Here is a 16,760-nt window from a genome sequence, read left to right as displayed (position 1 = left end):
CACGCATTCCCCATACGGTCTCCATCCTCGCCCTGCTGACTCAAGGGACTTCGGACGGCGCTCCTGCTCCAGTCCGATCGCACGTCACTCATTGACACTCGTCAAGTCAGCGCAGCAGAAACGACCGGACGCGCCGCAAGGTCAAACCTCTTTTCGGTAGGATCGGCTTCTACACTGAAGCATCCCTGAATTCCCGGAGTCCACACCATGGCATTTCCCGCATTTTTCACCCAGGCCCCCCGCATCACGCTGTACGATCCGCTGGCCCAGCTGCTGGGCGCGTCGGATGACGGCCAGATCGAGTACGGTTATGAAGACGTCGTGCGTCTTGCCGGACATTCCTGCCCAACGGTGGCCGGAGCCTGGCTGATGACGGTCAAGGCTCTGCAAACTCTGTATCCGGACACGCTGCCCGAGCGCGGCAACATCCAGGTGAAATTCGCCGACAGCGCCACCAATGGGGTCACAGGCGTCATCGCCAACATCGTCAGTCTGGTCACAGGATCCACGACGGATACGGGATTCAAGGGCTTGGCTGGCCAGTATGATCGCCGCCACCTGCTGGAATTCGACCAGAGCCTGCCCGGCGAAATCAGCTTCACGCGACGTGACACCGGCGCCAGCGTCGCCGTGTCCTACAGTGCCCAAGGGGTGCCGCCGTCGCCGACTGCCATGCCCATGCTGCAAAAAATCCTGTCCGGTCAGGCCGATGCAAAGCAGCAGCAGGAATTCGGCCTGCTATGGCAAGACCGTGTGCGCCGCATCCTGGAAGCCGCCGATCAACCCGGCATCGTCACCGTCCACGAACAGCAGATGGCGCCCCAGGCCAACTAAATACAGGCCCAGCCGCGCGGCCTTAGCTGGACGTATTCGAGGCGGACACGATATCGGCATCCGGCCCTGAATACCGCCGTTCTCGAGCGTATGTCTGGTAATAGGCCATCTTGTCGGCATACATGGCCTGATCGGCGGCCTTCATGGCAAGCTCCAGCTCGGCGGAATTTCGGCAGACCGCCAGCCCCGCCGACACGCTGATCGGCGCCCCGCTGTAATACTGATTATTCAGCTCGACCAGAGAACGGATGTTGTCCAGCACGACCTGAGCGGCACGCTCATCCATGCCGGGCAAGAGCACCATGAATTCATCACCGCCGATTCTGGCCGCCTGGCCAGGCCGGTCGACGGCCTTGTTCAGGACTTCACCCAAACGGCGCAACAGATCGTCGCCCGCCGCATGACCGTACTCGTCGTTGGTGTGCTTCAAATTGTTCAGGTCCAGCGCAACGAGTCCCACCAGCGGGGTATGTTTACGAGCCAGGCGACCCAGCTCGTCCACAAAGAACGAGCGGTTTTTCAACTGAGTCAACACATCGTGCTGGCCCAGGTATTCCAGATAGGCTTCGGCTTTCTTGCGCGCCGTGATGTCCGTCAGCGAAACCAGCACCTGAGACCAATCCTGCTCGCGCCCCCGGAACACGGACAATTGCAGATGGATGTACAGCACATCGCCTTGCAGCGTACGGTTCTGGACTTCCAGCTGATGAAACAAGCGCCCCTCCCACAGGCCGATCAATTGTTCGGCAAAGGACGCCCGCGTTTCCTCGTGCAGCACGTCGCCCAAACGCGCCAGCAACTCGGCCCGCGAGGCAGCTTTGAACATCGTCAAGGTGTAGTCATTGATGTCCAGCACCCGGATTTCCTGCAGACAGCGTTCCACGAAATCGGGGTGCACATCCAGAAACGTGCGGAAGTCGCTGACCCCCAAGGCGCGCAATTCGTCGAATAATTTCCGGATGGCGCTGAAATCCTCGACCCACAGCGACACCGGCGCCTGTTGGAAAAATTCTCGTGCATCCCGCGCGCTGGCCTGAGCCTGGCGTCTCAGGTCCTGCAGTTCGGTGACGTCTTCCATCGTGACCAGCACACGATCCCAAGGGCGCTCGGCATCCGCCAGCAGCACGCCCTTCAAGGACAGATCCAGGCGCCTGCCCGACAGGGTGTAGTTGACGGTCAGGCCATTGAATTCGGTCTGCCCCCGCCACATCTGATCCAGTTCTTCCAGAAAGCCGTCCAGCATGTCGTCGCGCAGGATCTGAACCAAATGCGCCAACAAGGCTTCCTGGGAATCGGCCTCGTAGAGCCGCAATGTCTGGCGGTTGACCCGCAGAACACGCACCAGACGGGTGCACTCTATCAGGCGATTGCGATCCTGCTGCAGCCAGTGACGCAAATCCTGAATACCGGCGGCACGCAAGCGCTGAAAGTGCGCGTGCAAAGCACTGTAGTCCTCGAGCCAGTACGCCATGGGCGAGAGTTCGAACAGATCAGGCACCTCAGTGCCGTCAGCCGGATACTGCTGGTCGTCTTGTGCCGCCGGGGTGTTCATATTGTCGATTCTGCTCAAAGCCCTGATGCCACCACCAGTCCCCATACACAGGGAAAGGTCCCATACGTTGAGATTAGCAGAAATCCCTATGGACCTAGGCCAATATGCAAACATGACGATAGGCAATATGCCGCCCCGCCGCACCCGGCGCGGCGGTGTAAGGTCACAATGACATCCTGGGTCGCCCCGGCGGCCAGCCTGCCCTGGGCTGATCAGAGGCGCCCGTCGGCGGCGGCATCATCATGCCCCGACCATCATCAGGATGGAGACTATTTTGCATCATCAGACCCACACCTCACCGCAACGTCCCGAGGACGAACGCCTAAGCTTGTCCGCCAATCTCTTGTACGGTCTGCAGCACGTCCTGACCATGTATGGCGGCATCATCGCCGTGCCGCTGATCGTCGGTCAGGCAGCAGGCCTGCCTGCTGCGGAAATCGGCATCCTGATTGCCTCCTGCCTGTTCATGGGCGGCCTGGCCACCCTGGTCCAAACGCTGGGCATCCCATTTTTCGGCTGCCAATTGCCGCTGGTGCAAGGGGTATCCTTTGCCAGCGTGGCCACGATTCTGGCCATCCTGACAGCCGGCGGCGACCTGCCGGCGGTATTCGGGGCCGTGATGACCGCGGCATTGCTCGGTTTGCTGATTACACCGGTCTTTTCCAAGATCATCCGCTTCTTCCCGCCCCTGGTGACAGGGTCGGTCATCACCACCATCGGCCTGTCCCTGATGCCTGTGGCGGCCCACTGGGCGATGGGCGGCAATGCCAGCGCCCCGGACTTCGGCAGCACCGCCAATATCGGCTTGGCCGCCGCCACCCTGGTCATCGTGCTGTTGCTCAGCAAACTGGGCAACGCCACCCTCTCGCGTCTGTCGATCCTGCTGGCCATGGTACTGGGCACCGTCATCGCCTGGATGGCGGGCATGACGGATTTTTCCCGCATCGCAGACGGCCCTTCCCTGGCCTTCCCCGCCCTGTTCCACTTCGGCGCGCCCACCTTCCACCCTGCAGCCATCCTGTCCATGTTCATCGTGATCCTGGTCGTGCTGGTGGAAACGGCTGCCGACATCCTGGCTGTGGGCGACATCATCAAAACCCCGATCGATTCACGCCGCCTGGGCGATGGCTTGCGTGCTGACATGGTGTCCAGCGTCATCGCCCCGGCCTTTGGCTCTTTCACGCAAAGCGCCTTCGCACAGAACGTCGGCCTAGTCGCCGTGACCGGCGTCAAAAGCCGTTTTGTCGTGGCCGCCAGCGGCATCATCCTGCTGGTGCTGGGCCTGCTGCCGGTCATGGGGCGCCTGATCGCCACGGTGCCCGCTGCCGTGCTGGGCGGCGCAGGCCTGGTGCTGTTCGGCACGGTCGCCGCCAGCGGCATCCGCACCCTGGCCAAGGTCGATTACGAAGACAATATGAATCTGATCGTCGTCGCGACATCCGTGGGCTTTGGCATGATCCCCATTGCTGCGCCGCAGTTCTACAACCACTTCCCGGCGTGGGTGGCGACCATTTTCCATTCGGGGATCAGTTCGACCGCCATCATGGCCATCACCCTGAACCTGCTGTTCAATCACCTCAAGCGCGGCAATCCCGCTCAACCCTCGGTCTTTGCGGCAGGCACAGGGGCACGCAACCGGTGATGCCGATGCGGCGGCTGCAGGTCGCCCATTGAAAAACCAGCGGGCGGGGCCGCCGCAGCGCCCCCGCCGGTGCTATGCTGCTGGACTCGATGTCCGGCTACGCGCACCCTTATGGAACACCTGAACAACACTCTGTTCTTATGGATCAACGCCACCGACCCCACCGCCTTTAGCCTGCTGCTGGGGCGGCTTCTGGCCAATGGCCTGGTCTATGTGTTCCCCCTGTACATCGTCCTGAACTGGCTGCGCGCCGACACAGCGGGCCGGGATGCCTTGGTGCAGGCCGCGCTCACTGCCGCCGTCGCCCTGCTCCTGTCCTGGGCCATCGCCCAGGCCTGGTTCCACCCCCGCCCCTTCGTCGTCGGCATCGGCCATCAATACATGCCGCACAAGCCAACCGCATCCTTTCCCAGCAACCACATGAGCTTCATCTGGGCGCTATGCGCCGGACTCTGGGTGCACGCCGCACGCCGACGCGCCGCCTGGATCCTGGGCCTGATCGGGCTGCCGGTGGCCTGGGCCCGCATCTACATGGGGGTGCACTGGCCGCTGGACATGGTCGGAGCCTTGCTGAACGCAGCACTGGCCGCCCTGATCTGTCTGCCCCTGCGACATCGCGCGATCCCCTGCCTGCGCGCCCTGATCGAATATCCCTACCGCAGGATCTTCGCCTGGCCGATCAGCCAGGGCTGGTTCCGGGCATAAGGCCTGCCTGACCATATCACGAGATGACGCCGATCACCTGCAGTTCCTGCGCAGCAGGTGATGATGGCACTGCTTGCATTTCACCGTTGCCAAGAAGCACCGTCACTCCGCATCCGGCTGTGCGTCCGGATGCGCCGCCTGAAAGGCCGGCAGCGATTCACAATAGGCTGCAATCCGGGCAATGGTCGGAAAGACCGCCAGGTCCACGTCGTAACGGCGCGCATTGTAGACCTGCGGCACCAGGCAGCAGTCGGCCAGGCCGGGCTCATCGCCATGACAGCAGCGCCCCGTCGCAGGCGACTGTAATTGAGTTTCCAGCGCCCGAAAGCCCAGCACGATCCAATGCCGGTACCAGTCGTCCCGGGCAGGCTGCTCGATCTTCAATTCGCGTGACAGCCAGCGCAGGACACGCAGATTGTTCAAGGGATGAATATCGCAAGCAATATGCAGCGCCAGCGCGCGTACCCTGGCGCGACCCACCGCATCCGTCGGCAGCAGCGTGGCGGGGGCATGCGTTTCGTCCAGATATTCCATGATCGCCAGGGACTGCGTCAGGATCTGGCCGCCCTCGTCCAGCACAGGCACCAGACCCTCTGGATTACGGCTCTGGTAGTCATCGCCAAACTGCTCCCCGCCATGACGCAGCAAGTGCACCGGGATGACCCGATAGTCCAGCCCCTTCAGGCCCAGCGCGATCCGGACGCGGTAGGCCGCCGAACTGCGGAAATAAGAATAGAGTTCCAGCATGGCTCAGGCCTCCGCATCCTGTCGGGCTTCATAACGACCTCCCCCGGCTGCGCTGCTCGGGATGCTGTCCATGGCCTCGCCCAGGTAATCCAGCAAGGAACGCACCGCCGGTGACATGCCGCGACGCGACAGATAGGCCGCATGGACGATGCCCGAAGGCAGTGACCATCCAGGCAACACGTGTTCCAGACGGCCCTGGGCGATGTCTTCGCGGCACATATAGTCGGGGACCATGCCGATGCCGACGCCCCCCTCGATGGCATAAAGCAGCGACAGCAGGTCATCCACGATGCAAGTGGCGCGACACACCACCTGAGCTTGCGCCCCCTGCGGCCCGGTCATGGAAAAATGGATCTTGCCGGCCTGGGCGGACATCCCTGCGGCATCGAACCGTTCCAGATCGGATGGCTGAGCCGGCCTGCCCAGGCGCTGCAGCAATTCGGGACTGGCAACCAGCAGACCGTGGCTTAAGCCCAGCCGCTTGATGATGGCGCTGCCGCTGTCCTCCAGGCTCTGACGCACCCGCAAAGCAATGTCCACGCGTTCGCTGACCAGATCGACGACGCGATTGGTGACTTCGAGTTCCAGTCTGACCAGCGGGTAGCGCTTCAAGAAATCCGGAATCAGCGGCGCAATCACCGACTGCGCCAACGTGACGGGACAAGACACGCGCAAGGGACCGCGCGGCTCGGCCAGAATCCGGGAGATTTCCGCATGTGCCTGCTCTGCCTCATCGCGCACCGCGATGCAATGCCGGACATATTGTTCCCCCGCCAAGGTCAGGGACAGTTTGCGCGTCGTGCGATTCAACAAGCGCACCCCCAGGCTTGTCTCTAGCCGGGCAATCCGTCTGGACAGCCGCGAAGTCGGCAAATCCAGCGCCCGCGCGGCGCCCGAAAAACTGCCATGTTCCACGACTTCGGCGAAATACCACATATCGTTCAAATCTTGCATGACAGATTCACTTCAAAAATAGAACACTGTAAGTCGATGGGGGCATATTATCTATTTCGTGTTCATAATGGACAATAGCACTATTCCAAGACTTCCGTTCAAAAGGGTTTTTCATGAAGCTCCTGCATATCGACTCCAGCATCACCGGTTCCGACTCCATCACCCGCCGCCTGTCCCGCGACATTGTGGCGCAACAGCAGGCTGCGCATGCCGACCTGCAAGTCTCCTACCTGGACCTGGCCGAGCAGGCGCCCCACCCCCTGTCGATGGACGCGCTGGGTTTCCGGATGGCGGCCCAGGATGACACGCTCTCCGAAACCCAACGTCAGGAAAATGCAGTCTCCGAAGCGCTGGTCAGCCAATTGATCGACTCGGACATCGTCGTCATCGGCGCGCCGATGTACAACTTCACGATCCCCGCGCAGCTCAAGTCCTGGCTGGACCGCGTGGCTCAGGCAGGTCGCACGTTCAAATACACCGAAAACGGCCCGGTGGGTCTGCTAGGCGACAAGACCATCATCCTGGCGCTCAGCCGTGGCGGCATCTATTCCGCCAACCCGGCCATGGAACACCAGGAAAGCTATCTGAGATCGATCTTTGGCTTCATGGGCGTCAGCGACATCCGCGTCGTGCTGGCCGAAGGCGTCAACATGGGATCCGATCACCGCGAACGCGGCCTGGCTCAAGCGCAGGCGGATATCCGGGCGCTGGACCCCACCGCCGTGGCTGCATAAGATTCTGAAGTGAAGATCGGGGCGGGAACCGCACGGGTCTGACCCCAGCCTCCCGGGCATCCGCCCCTGCTAGCAAAAATTGGCGCCCAACTGCAGCAATTCCCCGCCCCCCTGCCGCCAGCCCCACAAGACCAGCAACAGCACCCCCGCCCCCGCGACCACCAGCCCTGACACAAGCCAGCCTCGCTGCGCACCACGCAGTCGCAGACCGGCAACCGTGCGCATGGCAGGCTTTCTCATGCCGCGGCCCTTTGCAACAGGACCGAAGGGCGTTCCCGAATCGGCCAATTCAAGCCCGCTGCCAGCACGCTGAGCGCGATGCACAGATACCAGACCAAGTCGTAGCTGCCGGTGCGGTCGTACAGGTAACCACCCAGCCAGCCGCCCAGGAAGGATCCGAGCTGGTGGAACAGGAACACGATCCCGCCCAGCATGGATAAATTACGCACCCCAAAGAGGGTAGCCACCGTCCCATTGGTCAGGGGTACGGTGGACAGCCACAACAGACCCATGGCGATACCGAAGGCATATGCCGTCCAGAGACTGAGCGGCATATTGATGAACACCAAAATCACCACCCCGCGCAGCAGATACAAGCCGCTGAGCAGCCGCGGTTTGGCGTATACGTTGCCCAGCCAGCCGGCGACATAGGTGCCGAACACATTGAACAGGCCCACCAGCGCCAACACCGTCGTGCCCGCCATCACAGGCAGGTGTCGATCCATCAGATAGGCCGGCAGGTGCACCCCGATGAAGACCACCTGAAAGCCGCACACGAAAAACCCTAGCGACAGCAGCCAGAAGCCCGTGTCCCGACTGGCTGCCCGCAGGGCGTCTCCCAGACTCTGTTCCGGCTCGGGCGAGGCTTTGGGATGATCGCGGACCATCGCCGTCAGTGGCACCATCAAGGCCCCCAGCAAGCCCAGCGCCACCAGGGCGGCGGACCAGCCCATCCACTGGATCAGTCCTAAAGAGCCAGGCAGCATCGCGAATTGACCGAACGACCCGGCAGCGGCGGCAATGCCCATCGCCAGGCTGCGTTTTTCCGGCGGCACGGCACGCCCGACTACCCCCAGCAGCACAGAAAACGATGTCCCCGACAGGCCGATCCCGATCAACAACCCCGCGCTGATCGACAGCGACAGAGGAGAATCGGCGTACCCCATGCACATCAAACCGGCGGCATACAGCACAGCCCCCGCCAGAATGGTCCGGCGAGCACCAAAGCGGTCCGCCAACGCACCGGCAAAAGGCTGCGCCAGCCCCCATACCAGGTTCTGAAAGGCCAGGGCGAAGGCAAAGACCTCGCGCCCCCAGCCAAAGTCCTGGCTCATGGGCGCCAGAAACAGGCCGAAGCCGTGCCGGATGCCGAGCGACAAGAACAGGATGAGCGATGCGCCCAGCATCGTCCAGAAAGAGGCGCGCCAGATTGAGTTCATAGATCTTTCGCCAGGACGGCAGGGCGCCAGGACGATTTTGATGAGCTTTGCAGGACTATAAAGCCTGGCTGATCTATTCTCAATCCACGGATTGCAGTCCTGGCTTCTCGACATGAGCGATCAGTCGGTCTGCGTAGGTTTGCCAGCTATCGCCTTTCTTGATGCCGTCGAACAACCCCTGAGCAGCAAGCTGTGCCACCCAGTCTTGCTTTTCCGCGGTCGCTGCCGACATCCAGGACTCAAAACCGGCTTCACGCACAGTATTGGCCACCTCGCGCATTTCCTCAGCACGCCGCCTGCCATGCTGCACCACGCGGCTGTAAAAATAACGCCCCTGCTCGGTCCAGTCGATCGCCGGGAAGGTTTCCTGCAAGGTTGGCAGGACATAGTCCTCGACGCCGTAGGCGCGCGCCGCCGTGTAGCTCTCGATCACCAGTGCTTCAAGACCTTTGATCATGACGCTACGGCACATCTTGATCGCGGATGCGATCCCCAGTTCGGTTGAAATGGGCTTGGCGTCCATTCCGAGCGCACTCAGCTGCCGAGCCAGGGGTTCGGCATGCGGCCCGCCCAGCAGCATGGGCACTCGTATCCCATAGGGTGGCACCGAGGTCATGACGCCGGCTTCCACGTAATGCCCGCCCGCAGATTCGACCAGGGCTGCGGCTTCCCGCTTGGCACCCGGAGATGCGGAATTCAAGTCCAGATAGAAGGTCCCCGGTCGCAGATGCAATGCGGCTTCCCGGGCCACCGCCACCTCGTTGGACGCGGTCACAGCCGAGATCAGCAGATTGCTGGCGGCGCAGAGCTCTGCTGCGGACGCGCATAGGGCTACGCCATCTTGCCGGGCCCGTTCATGCAAAGGCGCGGCAAGAACCGGATCGGCAAGTTTGATGTCCCAGGCCCGGACGCTGGCCACCTGCGGACTCAGCCCCTCGCAGAATATGCCGCCCACCTCGCCATAGCCGATCAGCCCCAAATGTATTGCTTCCATGAACTACGCCTCCTTGTGAAACGCACGGGAGAGCGCGGACCATGCCGCGCCTCCCATCATAAAACTAGTCCGTCGATTCCGGCACATGCGCCAGCACCGATCTGGCGCGCTCGACGATGGGGGCATCGACGAACATGCCTTCAAACATGAAGGCCCCGATACCGTTGCGCTGCGCGACCTCGGCTGCTGCCACCAGACGGCGCGCACGATCGATTTCCTTCTGCCCAGGCGCAAAGCCCGCATTCAGCAAGGGCACCACGCTGGGGTGGATACAACTTGCGCCGTCAATACCAAAGGTCCGGGCCTCAAGAATGGAGGCGCGCATCGCCTCGGTGTCCCGATAATCCGCCACGGTGCGCATCAGCCCGAACGACAATTTCCCGGCAGCCTTGGCGGCAAGATGGATCAGCACTCTGGGGATCCGGATAACCTCCGGCAGCGGCTCTCCCCCGAAGGAAGTCGCCATGTCCTCGATCCCCATGCTCAGGGCCAGCACCCTGGGACCGTGGGCGATATCCTGAGCCTTGAGGACACCGGCAGCGTCTTCGATCAAGGGGACGAACACCATGGGCTCGCGACCCAGCCGGTCTTCCAGGGGCCGCAGCGCAGCATCGAGCCTTTCGAGAATCTTGGGACTCGAGGTCTTTGGCAGATACAGGCCATACGCCCCTGCCACGCAGGCGGCTTCCGCATCCTGGAAGACCAAGTCCTCACGATGATTGACCCGCACGAACACCTGCGCGCCCGCCTGACCGACTCGGGGCACTACCGTGGCCAGCGCTGCGCGAGCGTTCAGCTTCTCATTCTCGGCAACCGCATCCTCGAGATCGACGATGATGGCGTCCGCGCCCCGCAAGTGTGCCTTGGCGATGAATCGCTCGGCGATGCCCGGCACGTACAGCAATGACCGGATCATGCCGCACCTCCGTACGACAAAATGGATTGAATGTGTTCCTCGGCGATGCCCGCCTCGCGCAATACTGCTTCGGTGTGCTCTCCCAGCCGAGGAGCGGGCCGGCGCCACACGCCAGGGGTGCCGGACAACCTGGGCACGATGTTGTGCATCGCCACGCTGCCGAGATCCTGATCTTCCACGTCGACAAATACGCCGCGCTCAAGGAAATGGCTGTCCACCGCGGCGTCCGCTATGTCATAGACGGGTCCGACGGTGGCGCCAGCCGAGCGCATGATCGACAATGCTTCATCACGTGTATGCTGGATGAACCAGGCCCCCAGTGCCTCGTCGACCAGGCTGCGATTGCGCACCCGATCCGTGTTGCTCATGAATCGAGGATCGTGATTCATGTCATCGCGACCAATGGTCTGGAAGATCCGCTGCGCCACACCCTGCGTTGATCCCGACAGGGCCACATACTTGCCGTCGGCACAGGCATAGACGTTGCGCGGTGCCGTGGTATTCGAGGCACTGCCGCTGCGTTCCTTCACAGCGCCCGTCGTGTTGTAGATGGCGGCTTCAGGACCCAGTACCGAAAAAATGGACTCAAGCAAGGACAGGTCAATGACCTGGCCCTGAATCCGGCCTTGTTTTTTCGCCAGCAGCGCCATCGACACCGCCGAGACGCCATACAAGCCGGCAATCATGTCGGCCAGCGCCAAGGGCGGCAACACGGGTTCGCGATCGGGGAACCCGGTACGCGCGGCAAATCCGCTCATGGCTTCCACCAGCGTGCCGAAGCCCGGCAGCTTCGCATAGGGGCCGGTCTGTCCAAAACCGGATATCCGGACGATGATCAGATCCGGGTTCCTGCCCAACAGAACATCGGGACTCAGGCCCATTTTCTCTAAAGTGCCGGGGCGATAGTTCTCGATGAACACATCCGCCTTGTCGATCAGGCGCTCGAGGATATCTTTGTCGGCCTGCTGACGGACATTAAGCACTACCGAGCGCTTGTTACGCCCATAGGTCTTCCAATGCAGGGATTCCCCCCGATTTTGCCAATGACGCAGCGGATCGCCGCCGGGCGGCTCGACCTTGATCACATCCGCACCGAAATCCGCCAATTGCAGCGACAACATGTTCCCGGCCACCAGGCGCGACACGTCGATCACGCGAACTCCCTGCATCGGGCCGCTGGCGGCAGCATCGAACCTTACAGGGGAGTGCGCTGGATTCAATTTCTCGTTCATCGTCATTTCCCAGCGCCGGCACTACCCTGAAACAACATCGTCGCCTCTGGGGGAATGCGGAGCCAGACCTCCTGCTCTTCCATGCGGTGGCTCGTCTGGACACGGTAACGCCCGCCGGGCCCCGAGACCTCATGCTGATAGACCGATCCCAGATAAGAGCTGGCCTCCACCCGCACTCGCACAACGTTGTCCCCGGGGCCAGACGCAACTTCCAGGCGTTCTGGGCGCACCGCCAGCATGACACGGTCTCGCAGTTCCTCGCGACCGATGCCGGCGCGGATGACGGTGCCATCGTCCAGCCTGACGCTGGCCCAGTGCCCATCATGGGTCAATAGTGTGCCGTCCATGAAATTGGAGGAACCGATGAAATCCGCCACAAAGGCGTCAGCGGGCGATTCGTATATCTCGTGCGGCGTGCCGATCTGGCGAATCTTGCCTCCGGACATGACGGCGATCCGATCCGACACGGCCAGCGCTTCAGCCTGATCATGGGTGACGTAGACCGTGGTCACGCCCAGGCGTTCCTGGAGTTCCCTGAGCCACACCCGCGCCCGTTCACGCAATTTTGCATCCAGGTTCGACAGCGGCTCGTCCAGCAACAGCAGTCCGGGCCGATAGACCAGGGCGCGCGCCAGGGCGACGCGTTGCTGCTGGCCGCCCGACAATTCAAAGGGATATCTTTCCGCGAAAGAATCCATCTCGACCAAGCTCAAGGCTTCCTCGATGCGCCGGACCTGCTCGGCCCGGTCTACCTTGCGCAATCGCAGAGGGAACGCAAGGTTTTGCGCGACGGTCATATGCGGCCATAGCGCGTAGCTCTGAAAAACCAGACCGATATTTCGGTGTTCGGGTTCCAGGGAAACCTTGTTGGCGCCGTCGAACAACACGCTGGGACCCATGCGGATACAACCGGAGGTCGCATCATTCAGCCCCGAAATCGCAAACAGCGTCGTGGACTTTCCGCAGCCGGACGGCCCAAGCAGGGTCAGAAACTCACCAGAGGCGACCGTTAGGGAAATATCATCTACCGCCTTGACGCCGCCATAGGTGATGGACAGATTTTCCAGGATGAGTTCAGCCATAGATTTTTACTCCGAGTACGCGCCGTGCGATCAGCACGAAAACCGCTGTAATGATGACCTGTATCGCTGCCAATGCCGAAACCGGCCCGCCATCGCCTTGCGTATATAGCGATAGCATCGTGGTCCCGATGACTTCGGACCCCGGTTGATAGAGAAACACCGCTGTGACGTATTCCTTGAAGAAATGGATGAACAGCAATGTAAAGGTGGAAAACAGGACCGGCTTCAATAAGGGCAGAATGATGCGGACCATGGTCACCCACCAGTCGGCGCCGGAAATGCGAGCTGCCTGATCCAGTTCGTTGCCGATCTGCGTGAGCGCGGGGGCCACCGTACCAAACCCGATCGGGATATAACGCAGTATGAATACGCCTATCAGCACCCATATGGTTCCACGCACTGCGTCAAACCCTGGCACCCAGACGATGACGTAGAAGAACCCCAGACCGGCGATGATGCCCGGCAGGGAACGCGGCAACAGCGCGACGTATTCCAACGCTCTGGCGTAGCGGAACTTCGAGCGGCGCGCCACGAAAGCGATCAACACGACGACCACGGTTCCGATCACGCCGCCCACCAGGGCAATGACGACCGAATTTGTGATTGAGCGGATGTAGCTGGTATGCGCGAAAATTAGCTCGAAATTATCCGTCGTGAACAAAGTCCAGAAAGGTACCAACGGCGTCAGAAAGGTCGTGCTGGCACGCATCAATATCCCGACGAACACGGATATGATGGTCAAGAGGACATAGGCAAACACCAAGATGCCCGCAGTCCAGCGCCAGGCGCCCAGACTGACCATCGCCGGTCGTGTCGCTTTGCCGCGCACCGTCACAAAACGCCCGTCGTCCCGCATCAGGCGCCCTTGCAGCCATACCAGGAAACCAACCACCAGCAGCAGGATGACGGCGGCGGCGCTCACGAGCCCGTAGTCGGATTCGACCGCGGCATTGATGCCCTTGTCGTAAATGAACGTTGTAATCGTCTGGATGCCCTCTGGCCCGCCAAACACCAGGGGGATGGCCAGCATCTCGACGCCGATCACGAAATTGAGCACGGCGGAGTAGATCAAGGCAGGACGCATCATGGGGATGGTTACGCTCCACAGAGCCCTCATGGGACTGGCGCCGACCGACCGCGCAGCGGATTCGAGCTGGGCATCAGCCCTGGTCACCGCCCCGATACACATCAGATGGGTCAGCGGCGCCTGGCTCAGACCGGCGACGATGCCCATGCCGGTCAAGGTATACAGATTCCAGGGCTCGAACCCCAACCAGGAACGCAAAGCCAGCGTAAAGAAGCCGGAAGGCCCATACATGGTGAACCAGCCAAAGGCAATCACCAGATTGCTGACGAACAGCGGCCACAGGATGATCTCGCCCATCCAACGGCGGCCCGGCAGGTCGGTGCGCCCCAGCAGCACGGCAGACGCGGCCCCGAATATCTGAGCGACCGCCATCGTCAAGAAAGAAAAATACAGCGTATTGAGCGCAATGACTCCCATGCCTGCTTCAGTGAACAGCCGGGAGAAATTGTTGATCGTAGGGACTGCGGTATCGACGTACAGCGCCTTATCCAGCAGGGCTTGGGCAGCAATGGGCACCAGGGGCCCGAGGACCAGGACTGCGGTCAGCGAGGCTACCACCCAAAAAATGAGGGACGAGCGGGAGGGCATGACGCGCAATTGACGCACAGGAAGCGCATCCATTGCTTTTGACGGAGATTTGGACATGGGACGTATATCTTCAAGATGGGCCTATCCCGGCAGAGATAGGCCCTGGTGACGGATACTTACTTGCCAGACATGGCAGCAGTCCACTGCTTCGAGAAATCTTCCGCTTGATCGATCAACGCCTTGTCGAAACCGACAATGATCATATTGTCCTTGCCCACCTGATCGGCAATCGACTGGAAGGTATAGCGCACATTGGTGCTATCGATGCCCTCGCGATAGGGCGTCAAGCCGCCGGCCCCGATCAATTCCTGGCCCGCCTTACTGAGGATATAGTCGACCATCAGCTTGGCGGAATTCGGATTGGCCGTGTTCTGCGGAATACCCATGCCGCGCATCATGACCGGCGTACCATCATCGGGAAAGGCAAACCCGAGGATCTTTCCGCCCGGCTGATCCAGACGCGGAAAAATCGTGATCCCGGACACGTAGACTCCGGTCAGGTATTCACCGGTGGCGATTTTTTCATTCATGGTCCCGCCGGACGTTTCGCCCCGGATCATGGGACCGATTTTCTTCAGACTATCCCAGCCCTCCGCACCCTTTTGGTTCAGGACGGTCCACCAGGACGCCAGCCCGAACGAGTTCCTGGCTGCGTCGTATGTGGTGATGCGGCCCTTGTAGGCTGCGGGATCATCCGTGGCCGCTTTGACCAAGGACGAGAACCCGGTGGGCCGTTTGCCTTCCGCCAGCAAGGCCGTGTTGTATGCAATCACCAGGGGGTCCGTGGACATCACGAACACGCCCGGATACGGTACGGAGAAGTCCGGCAGCTTGCTGATTTCGGGCGACTGGTACTGCATCATCTTGCTGTCCAGGCCGTAGCGGGCCCAGCGGTCGTTGGCGCCTGACACCAGGATGTCCGCACTGCGCGACTGGCTGCCGGCTTCGGCTTCCCAACGGGAATGGACAGTACCCGAACCCAGATCCAATGTCTCGACCTTGATCCAAGGATAGACTTTCTTGAAACCGTCCAGCACGGGCTTCCAGTTGTAATCGGCAACGTTCGAATAGATGACGAGGCCGTTTTCATTCTTTGAAGCATCAATCAATTGCTGATAATCAGCCGGATAGTAATCCGGGAGATCAGCTGACAGCGCCGGCGAGCCCGCCGCCATGAGGGCAGATGCCGTCATGAGGGTTGCCGCTCGTAGTTTCCAATTCTTCATCCTTATGTCTCCTCTGATTCAACTGACTAATAGCGTTTCGCGATGAGATCGCTGGCTTTTCTAGCGGCGTCGATGGTCGCCTCTAAAATCTGATCAAGGTTTTTTTCTATGCGTTCGCGGGGGCCTGCGATATTGAGCGCAGCAATGCATCTGCCGGTCGAGTTCATGATCGGGGCGGCCACGCCCGCAGCGCCTTCGATGTGACCTTCCAGATTGATGGTGCATCCCGCTTTTCTGGACTGCTCGATGCTGACGCGGATGGCCTCGACCTGCGCGCTGTCGGCGCCATTCAGTTGCGCCAGATATGCACTCAAGTCGCTTGTATCCAGTCCAGCCAGCAAGGTCAGACCACTGGCCGTCTGGTGCGGGATACGCGTGCGGCTGATATCACGGTCATAGCGGATTTCCCTGTGCGCCAGCACCTTTGTGATGTAACGCAGTCGCATATCGACTGTCAGTATTCCGATGCACCCCGTTTCCAGGGTCGCACCAACTGCCTCTTCGAGAATCGGACGAATCATCCGCACCACGGTGCCCCAGGCCGGCGCCCCCAGGGAGGGCTCGCCCGGCAAGCGCTGCAAGAGATAGCGCTGATCAGCATCCTGCTGCGCGTAGCCGCGCTGCACCAATAGCCGCAGCAGAAGCAAAGTGGTGCTTTTCGGCCACGCCAGATCGCGCACTGCGTCGCTGAGCGCAATCGGTTCGGACTGTTGCGCCATCCACTCGATGAGTTCCAGGACCCGCGAGGAACCTCTTTTACTGGTGTCTTCCTGATCAGCCATAGACATGAAGTTCAATATATTGAACTCGGTTAATGTATTAAACGTTGCCAGTCTAACGAGCGCTGCAGTTCCTGTAATTAGGGGTTTTCCTGGTGGGGGATGTATGGGCGGCCAGGAACCCGCTGCACGGCGAAGGCCGTTAGCGCAAGGGAGACGTCCGCAGACAGGGGATAGGGTGACGGCGGACAGCGTGCGTCGTCGATGCTTGAAATGCAAAGCTGGCCGGCGCCGCTGCGCCGTCGGAAA

Annotated in this window: 16 protein-coding genes; 4 read left to right on the top strand and 12 right to left on the bottom strand. The window is 61.1% G+C overall.

All coding sequences use genetic code 11. The features are described from left to right. Positions 1–207 precede the first annotated feature (207 nt). Positions 208–834, top strand: a complete 627-nt coding sequence (locus WBF69_RS12415; RefSeq protein ID WP_424264457.1) for a hypothetical protein — start codon at positions 208–210, stop codon at positions 832–834. 22 nt (positions 835–856) lie between these two features. Here WBF69_RS12415 and WBF69_RS12410 read toward each other — a convergent pair whose 3' ends face one another. Then, positions 857–2,404, bottom strand: coding sequence for a sensor domain-containing diguanylate cyclase (locus WBF69_RS12410; protein WP_424264456.1), 1,548 nt, complete (start codon positions 2,402–2,404; stop codon positions 857–859). A gap of 244 nt (positions 2,405–2,648) precedes the next feature. Here WBF69_RS12410 and WBF69_RS12405 point away from each other — a divergent pair, with 244 nt between their 5' ends. Continuing rightward, entirely contained in the window at positions 2,649–4,028 is a 1,380-nt protein-coding gene (locus WBF69_RS12405) for a nucleobase:cation symporter-2 family protein (protein ID WP_424264455.1), read from the top strand. Between the two features lie 111 nt (positions 4,029–4,139). Further along, entirely contained in the window at positions 4,140–4,733 is a 594-nt protein-coding gene (locus WBF69_RS12400; RefSeq protein WP_424264454.1) for a phosphatase PAP2 family protein, read from the top strand. A 102-nt stretch (positions 4,734–4,835) separates the two neighbouring features. Here the strand turns inward: WBF69_RS12400 and maiA are convergent, their stop codons facing one another. Both maiA and WBF69_RS12390 read right to left on the bottom strand, forming a co-directional pair. Continuing rightward, complete coding sequence (gene maiA, locus WBF69_RS12395) at positions 4,836–5,477, bottom strand: maleylacetoacetate isomerase (protein ID WP_424264503.1); 642 nt, start codon at positions 5,475–5,477, stop codon at positions 4,836–4,838. Positions 5,478–5,483: 6 nt separating this feature from the next. Next, complete coding sequence (locus WBF69_RS12390) at positions 5,484–6,434, bottom strand: LysR substrate-binding domain-containing protein (protein WP_424264453.1); 951 nt, start codon at positions 6,432–6,434, stop codon at positions 5,484–5,486. A gap of 113 nt (positions 6,435–6,547) precedes the next feature. Here WBF69_RS12390 and WBF69_RS12385 point away from each other — a divergent pair, with 113 nt between their 5' ends. Beyond that, complete coding sequence (locus WBF69_RS12385; protein ID WP_424264452.1) at positions 6,548–7,168, top strand: FMN-dependent NADH-azoreductase; 621 nt, start codon at positions 6,548–6,550, stop codon at positions 7,166–7,168. Between the two features lie 69 nt (positions 7,169–7,237). On the opposite strand, the gene WBF69_RS12380 is transcribed toward WBF69_RS12385, so the two are convergent. The 9 genes from WBF69_RS12380 to WBF69_RS12340 all read right to left on the bottom strand — a co-directional run bounded on the left by WBF69_RS12380 (position 7,238) and on the right by WBF69_RS12340 (position 16,514). After that, complete coding sequence (locus WBF69_RS12380; RefSeq protein WP_424264451.1) at positions 7,238–7,408, bottom strand: hypothetical protein; 171 nt, start codon at positions 7,406–7,408, stop codon at positions 7,238–7,240. Next, positions 7,405–8,607, bottom strand: coding sequence for an MFS transporter (locus WBF69_RS12375; RefSeq protein ID WP_424264450.1), 1,203 nt, complete (start codon positions 8,605–8,607; stop codon positions 7,405–7,407). The genes WBF69_RS12380 and WBF69_RS12375 overlap by 4 nt, the downstream gene beginning before the upstream one ends. 79 nt (positions 8,608–8,686) lie before the next feature. Then, positions 8,687–9,601 (bottom strand): DUF1932 domain-containing protein, encoded by a 915-nt coding sequence (locus WBF69_RS12370; protein WP_424264449.1) that lies wholly within the window; start codon positions 9,599–9,601, stop codon positions 8,687–8,689. Positions 9,602–9,665: 64 nt separating this feature from the next. After that, entirely contained in the window at positions 9,666–10,517 is an 852-nt protein-coding gene (locus WBF69_RS12365; protein WP_424264448.1) for an HpcH/HpaI aldolase/citrate lyase family protein, read from the bottom strand. Then, positions 10,514–11,755 carry a CaiB/BaiF CoA transferase family protein gene (locus WBF69_RS12360; RefSeq protein ID WP_424264447.1) on the bottom strand — a complete coding sequence of 414 codons (1,242 nt, stop codon included), beginning with the start codon at positions 11,753–11,755 and terminating at the stop codon, positions 10,514–10,516. Before WBF69_RS12360 ends, WBF69_RS12365 begins: the two co-directional genes overlap by 4 nt. After that, positions 11,752–12,831, bottom strand: a complete 1,080-nt coding sequence (locus WBF69_RS12355; protein ID WP_424264446.1) for an ABC transporter ATP-binding protein — start codon at positions 12,829–12,831, stop codon at positions 11,752–11,754. Before WBF69_RS12355 ends, WBF69_RS12360 begins: the two co-directional genes overlap by 4 nt. Beyond that, the gene (locus WBF69_RS12350; RefSeq protein WP_424264445.1) at positions 12,824–14,524 is read right to left on the bottom strand and encodes an ABC transporter permease; all 1,701 of its coding nucleotides are present in this window, start codon (positions 14,522–14,524) and stop codon (positions 12,824–12,826) included. Before WBF69_RS12350 ends, WBF69_RS12355 begins: the two co-directional genes overlap by 8 nt. 98 nt (positions 14,525–14,622) lie before the next feature. Then, a complete protein-coding gene (locus tag WBF69_RS12345; RefSeq protein ID WP_424264444.1) occupies positions 14,623–15,699 on the bottom strand; it encodes an ABC transporter substrate-binding protein in 1,077 nt (358 codons plus the stop codon). Between the two features lie 59 nt (positions 15,700–15,758). Further along, on the bottom strand, positions 15,759–16,514 hold the full coding sequence (locus WBF69_RS12340) for an IclR family transcriptional regulator (protein ID WP_424264443.1): 756 nt from the start codon (positions 16,512–16,514) through the stop codon (positions 15,759–15,761). Positions 16,515–16,760: the final 246 nt, after the last annotated feature.

This window comes from Castellaniella sp. (assembly GCF_049673105.1).
Taxonomy (GTDB): Bacteria; Pseudomonadota; Gammaproteobacteria; order Burkholderiales; family Burkholderiaceae_B; genus Castellaniella.
Note: the sequence above shows the minus strand (reverse complement) of the source record. Positions and strands in the feature narration are given on the sequence as shown.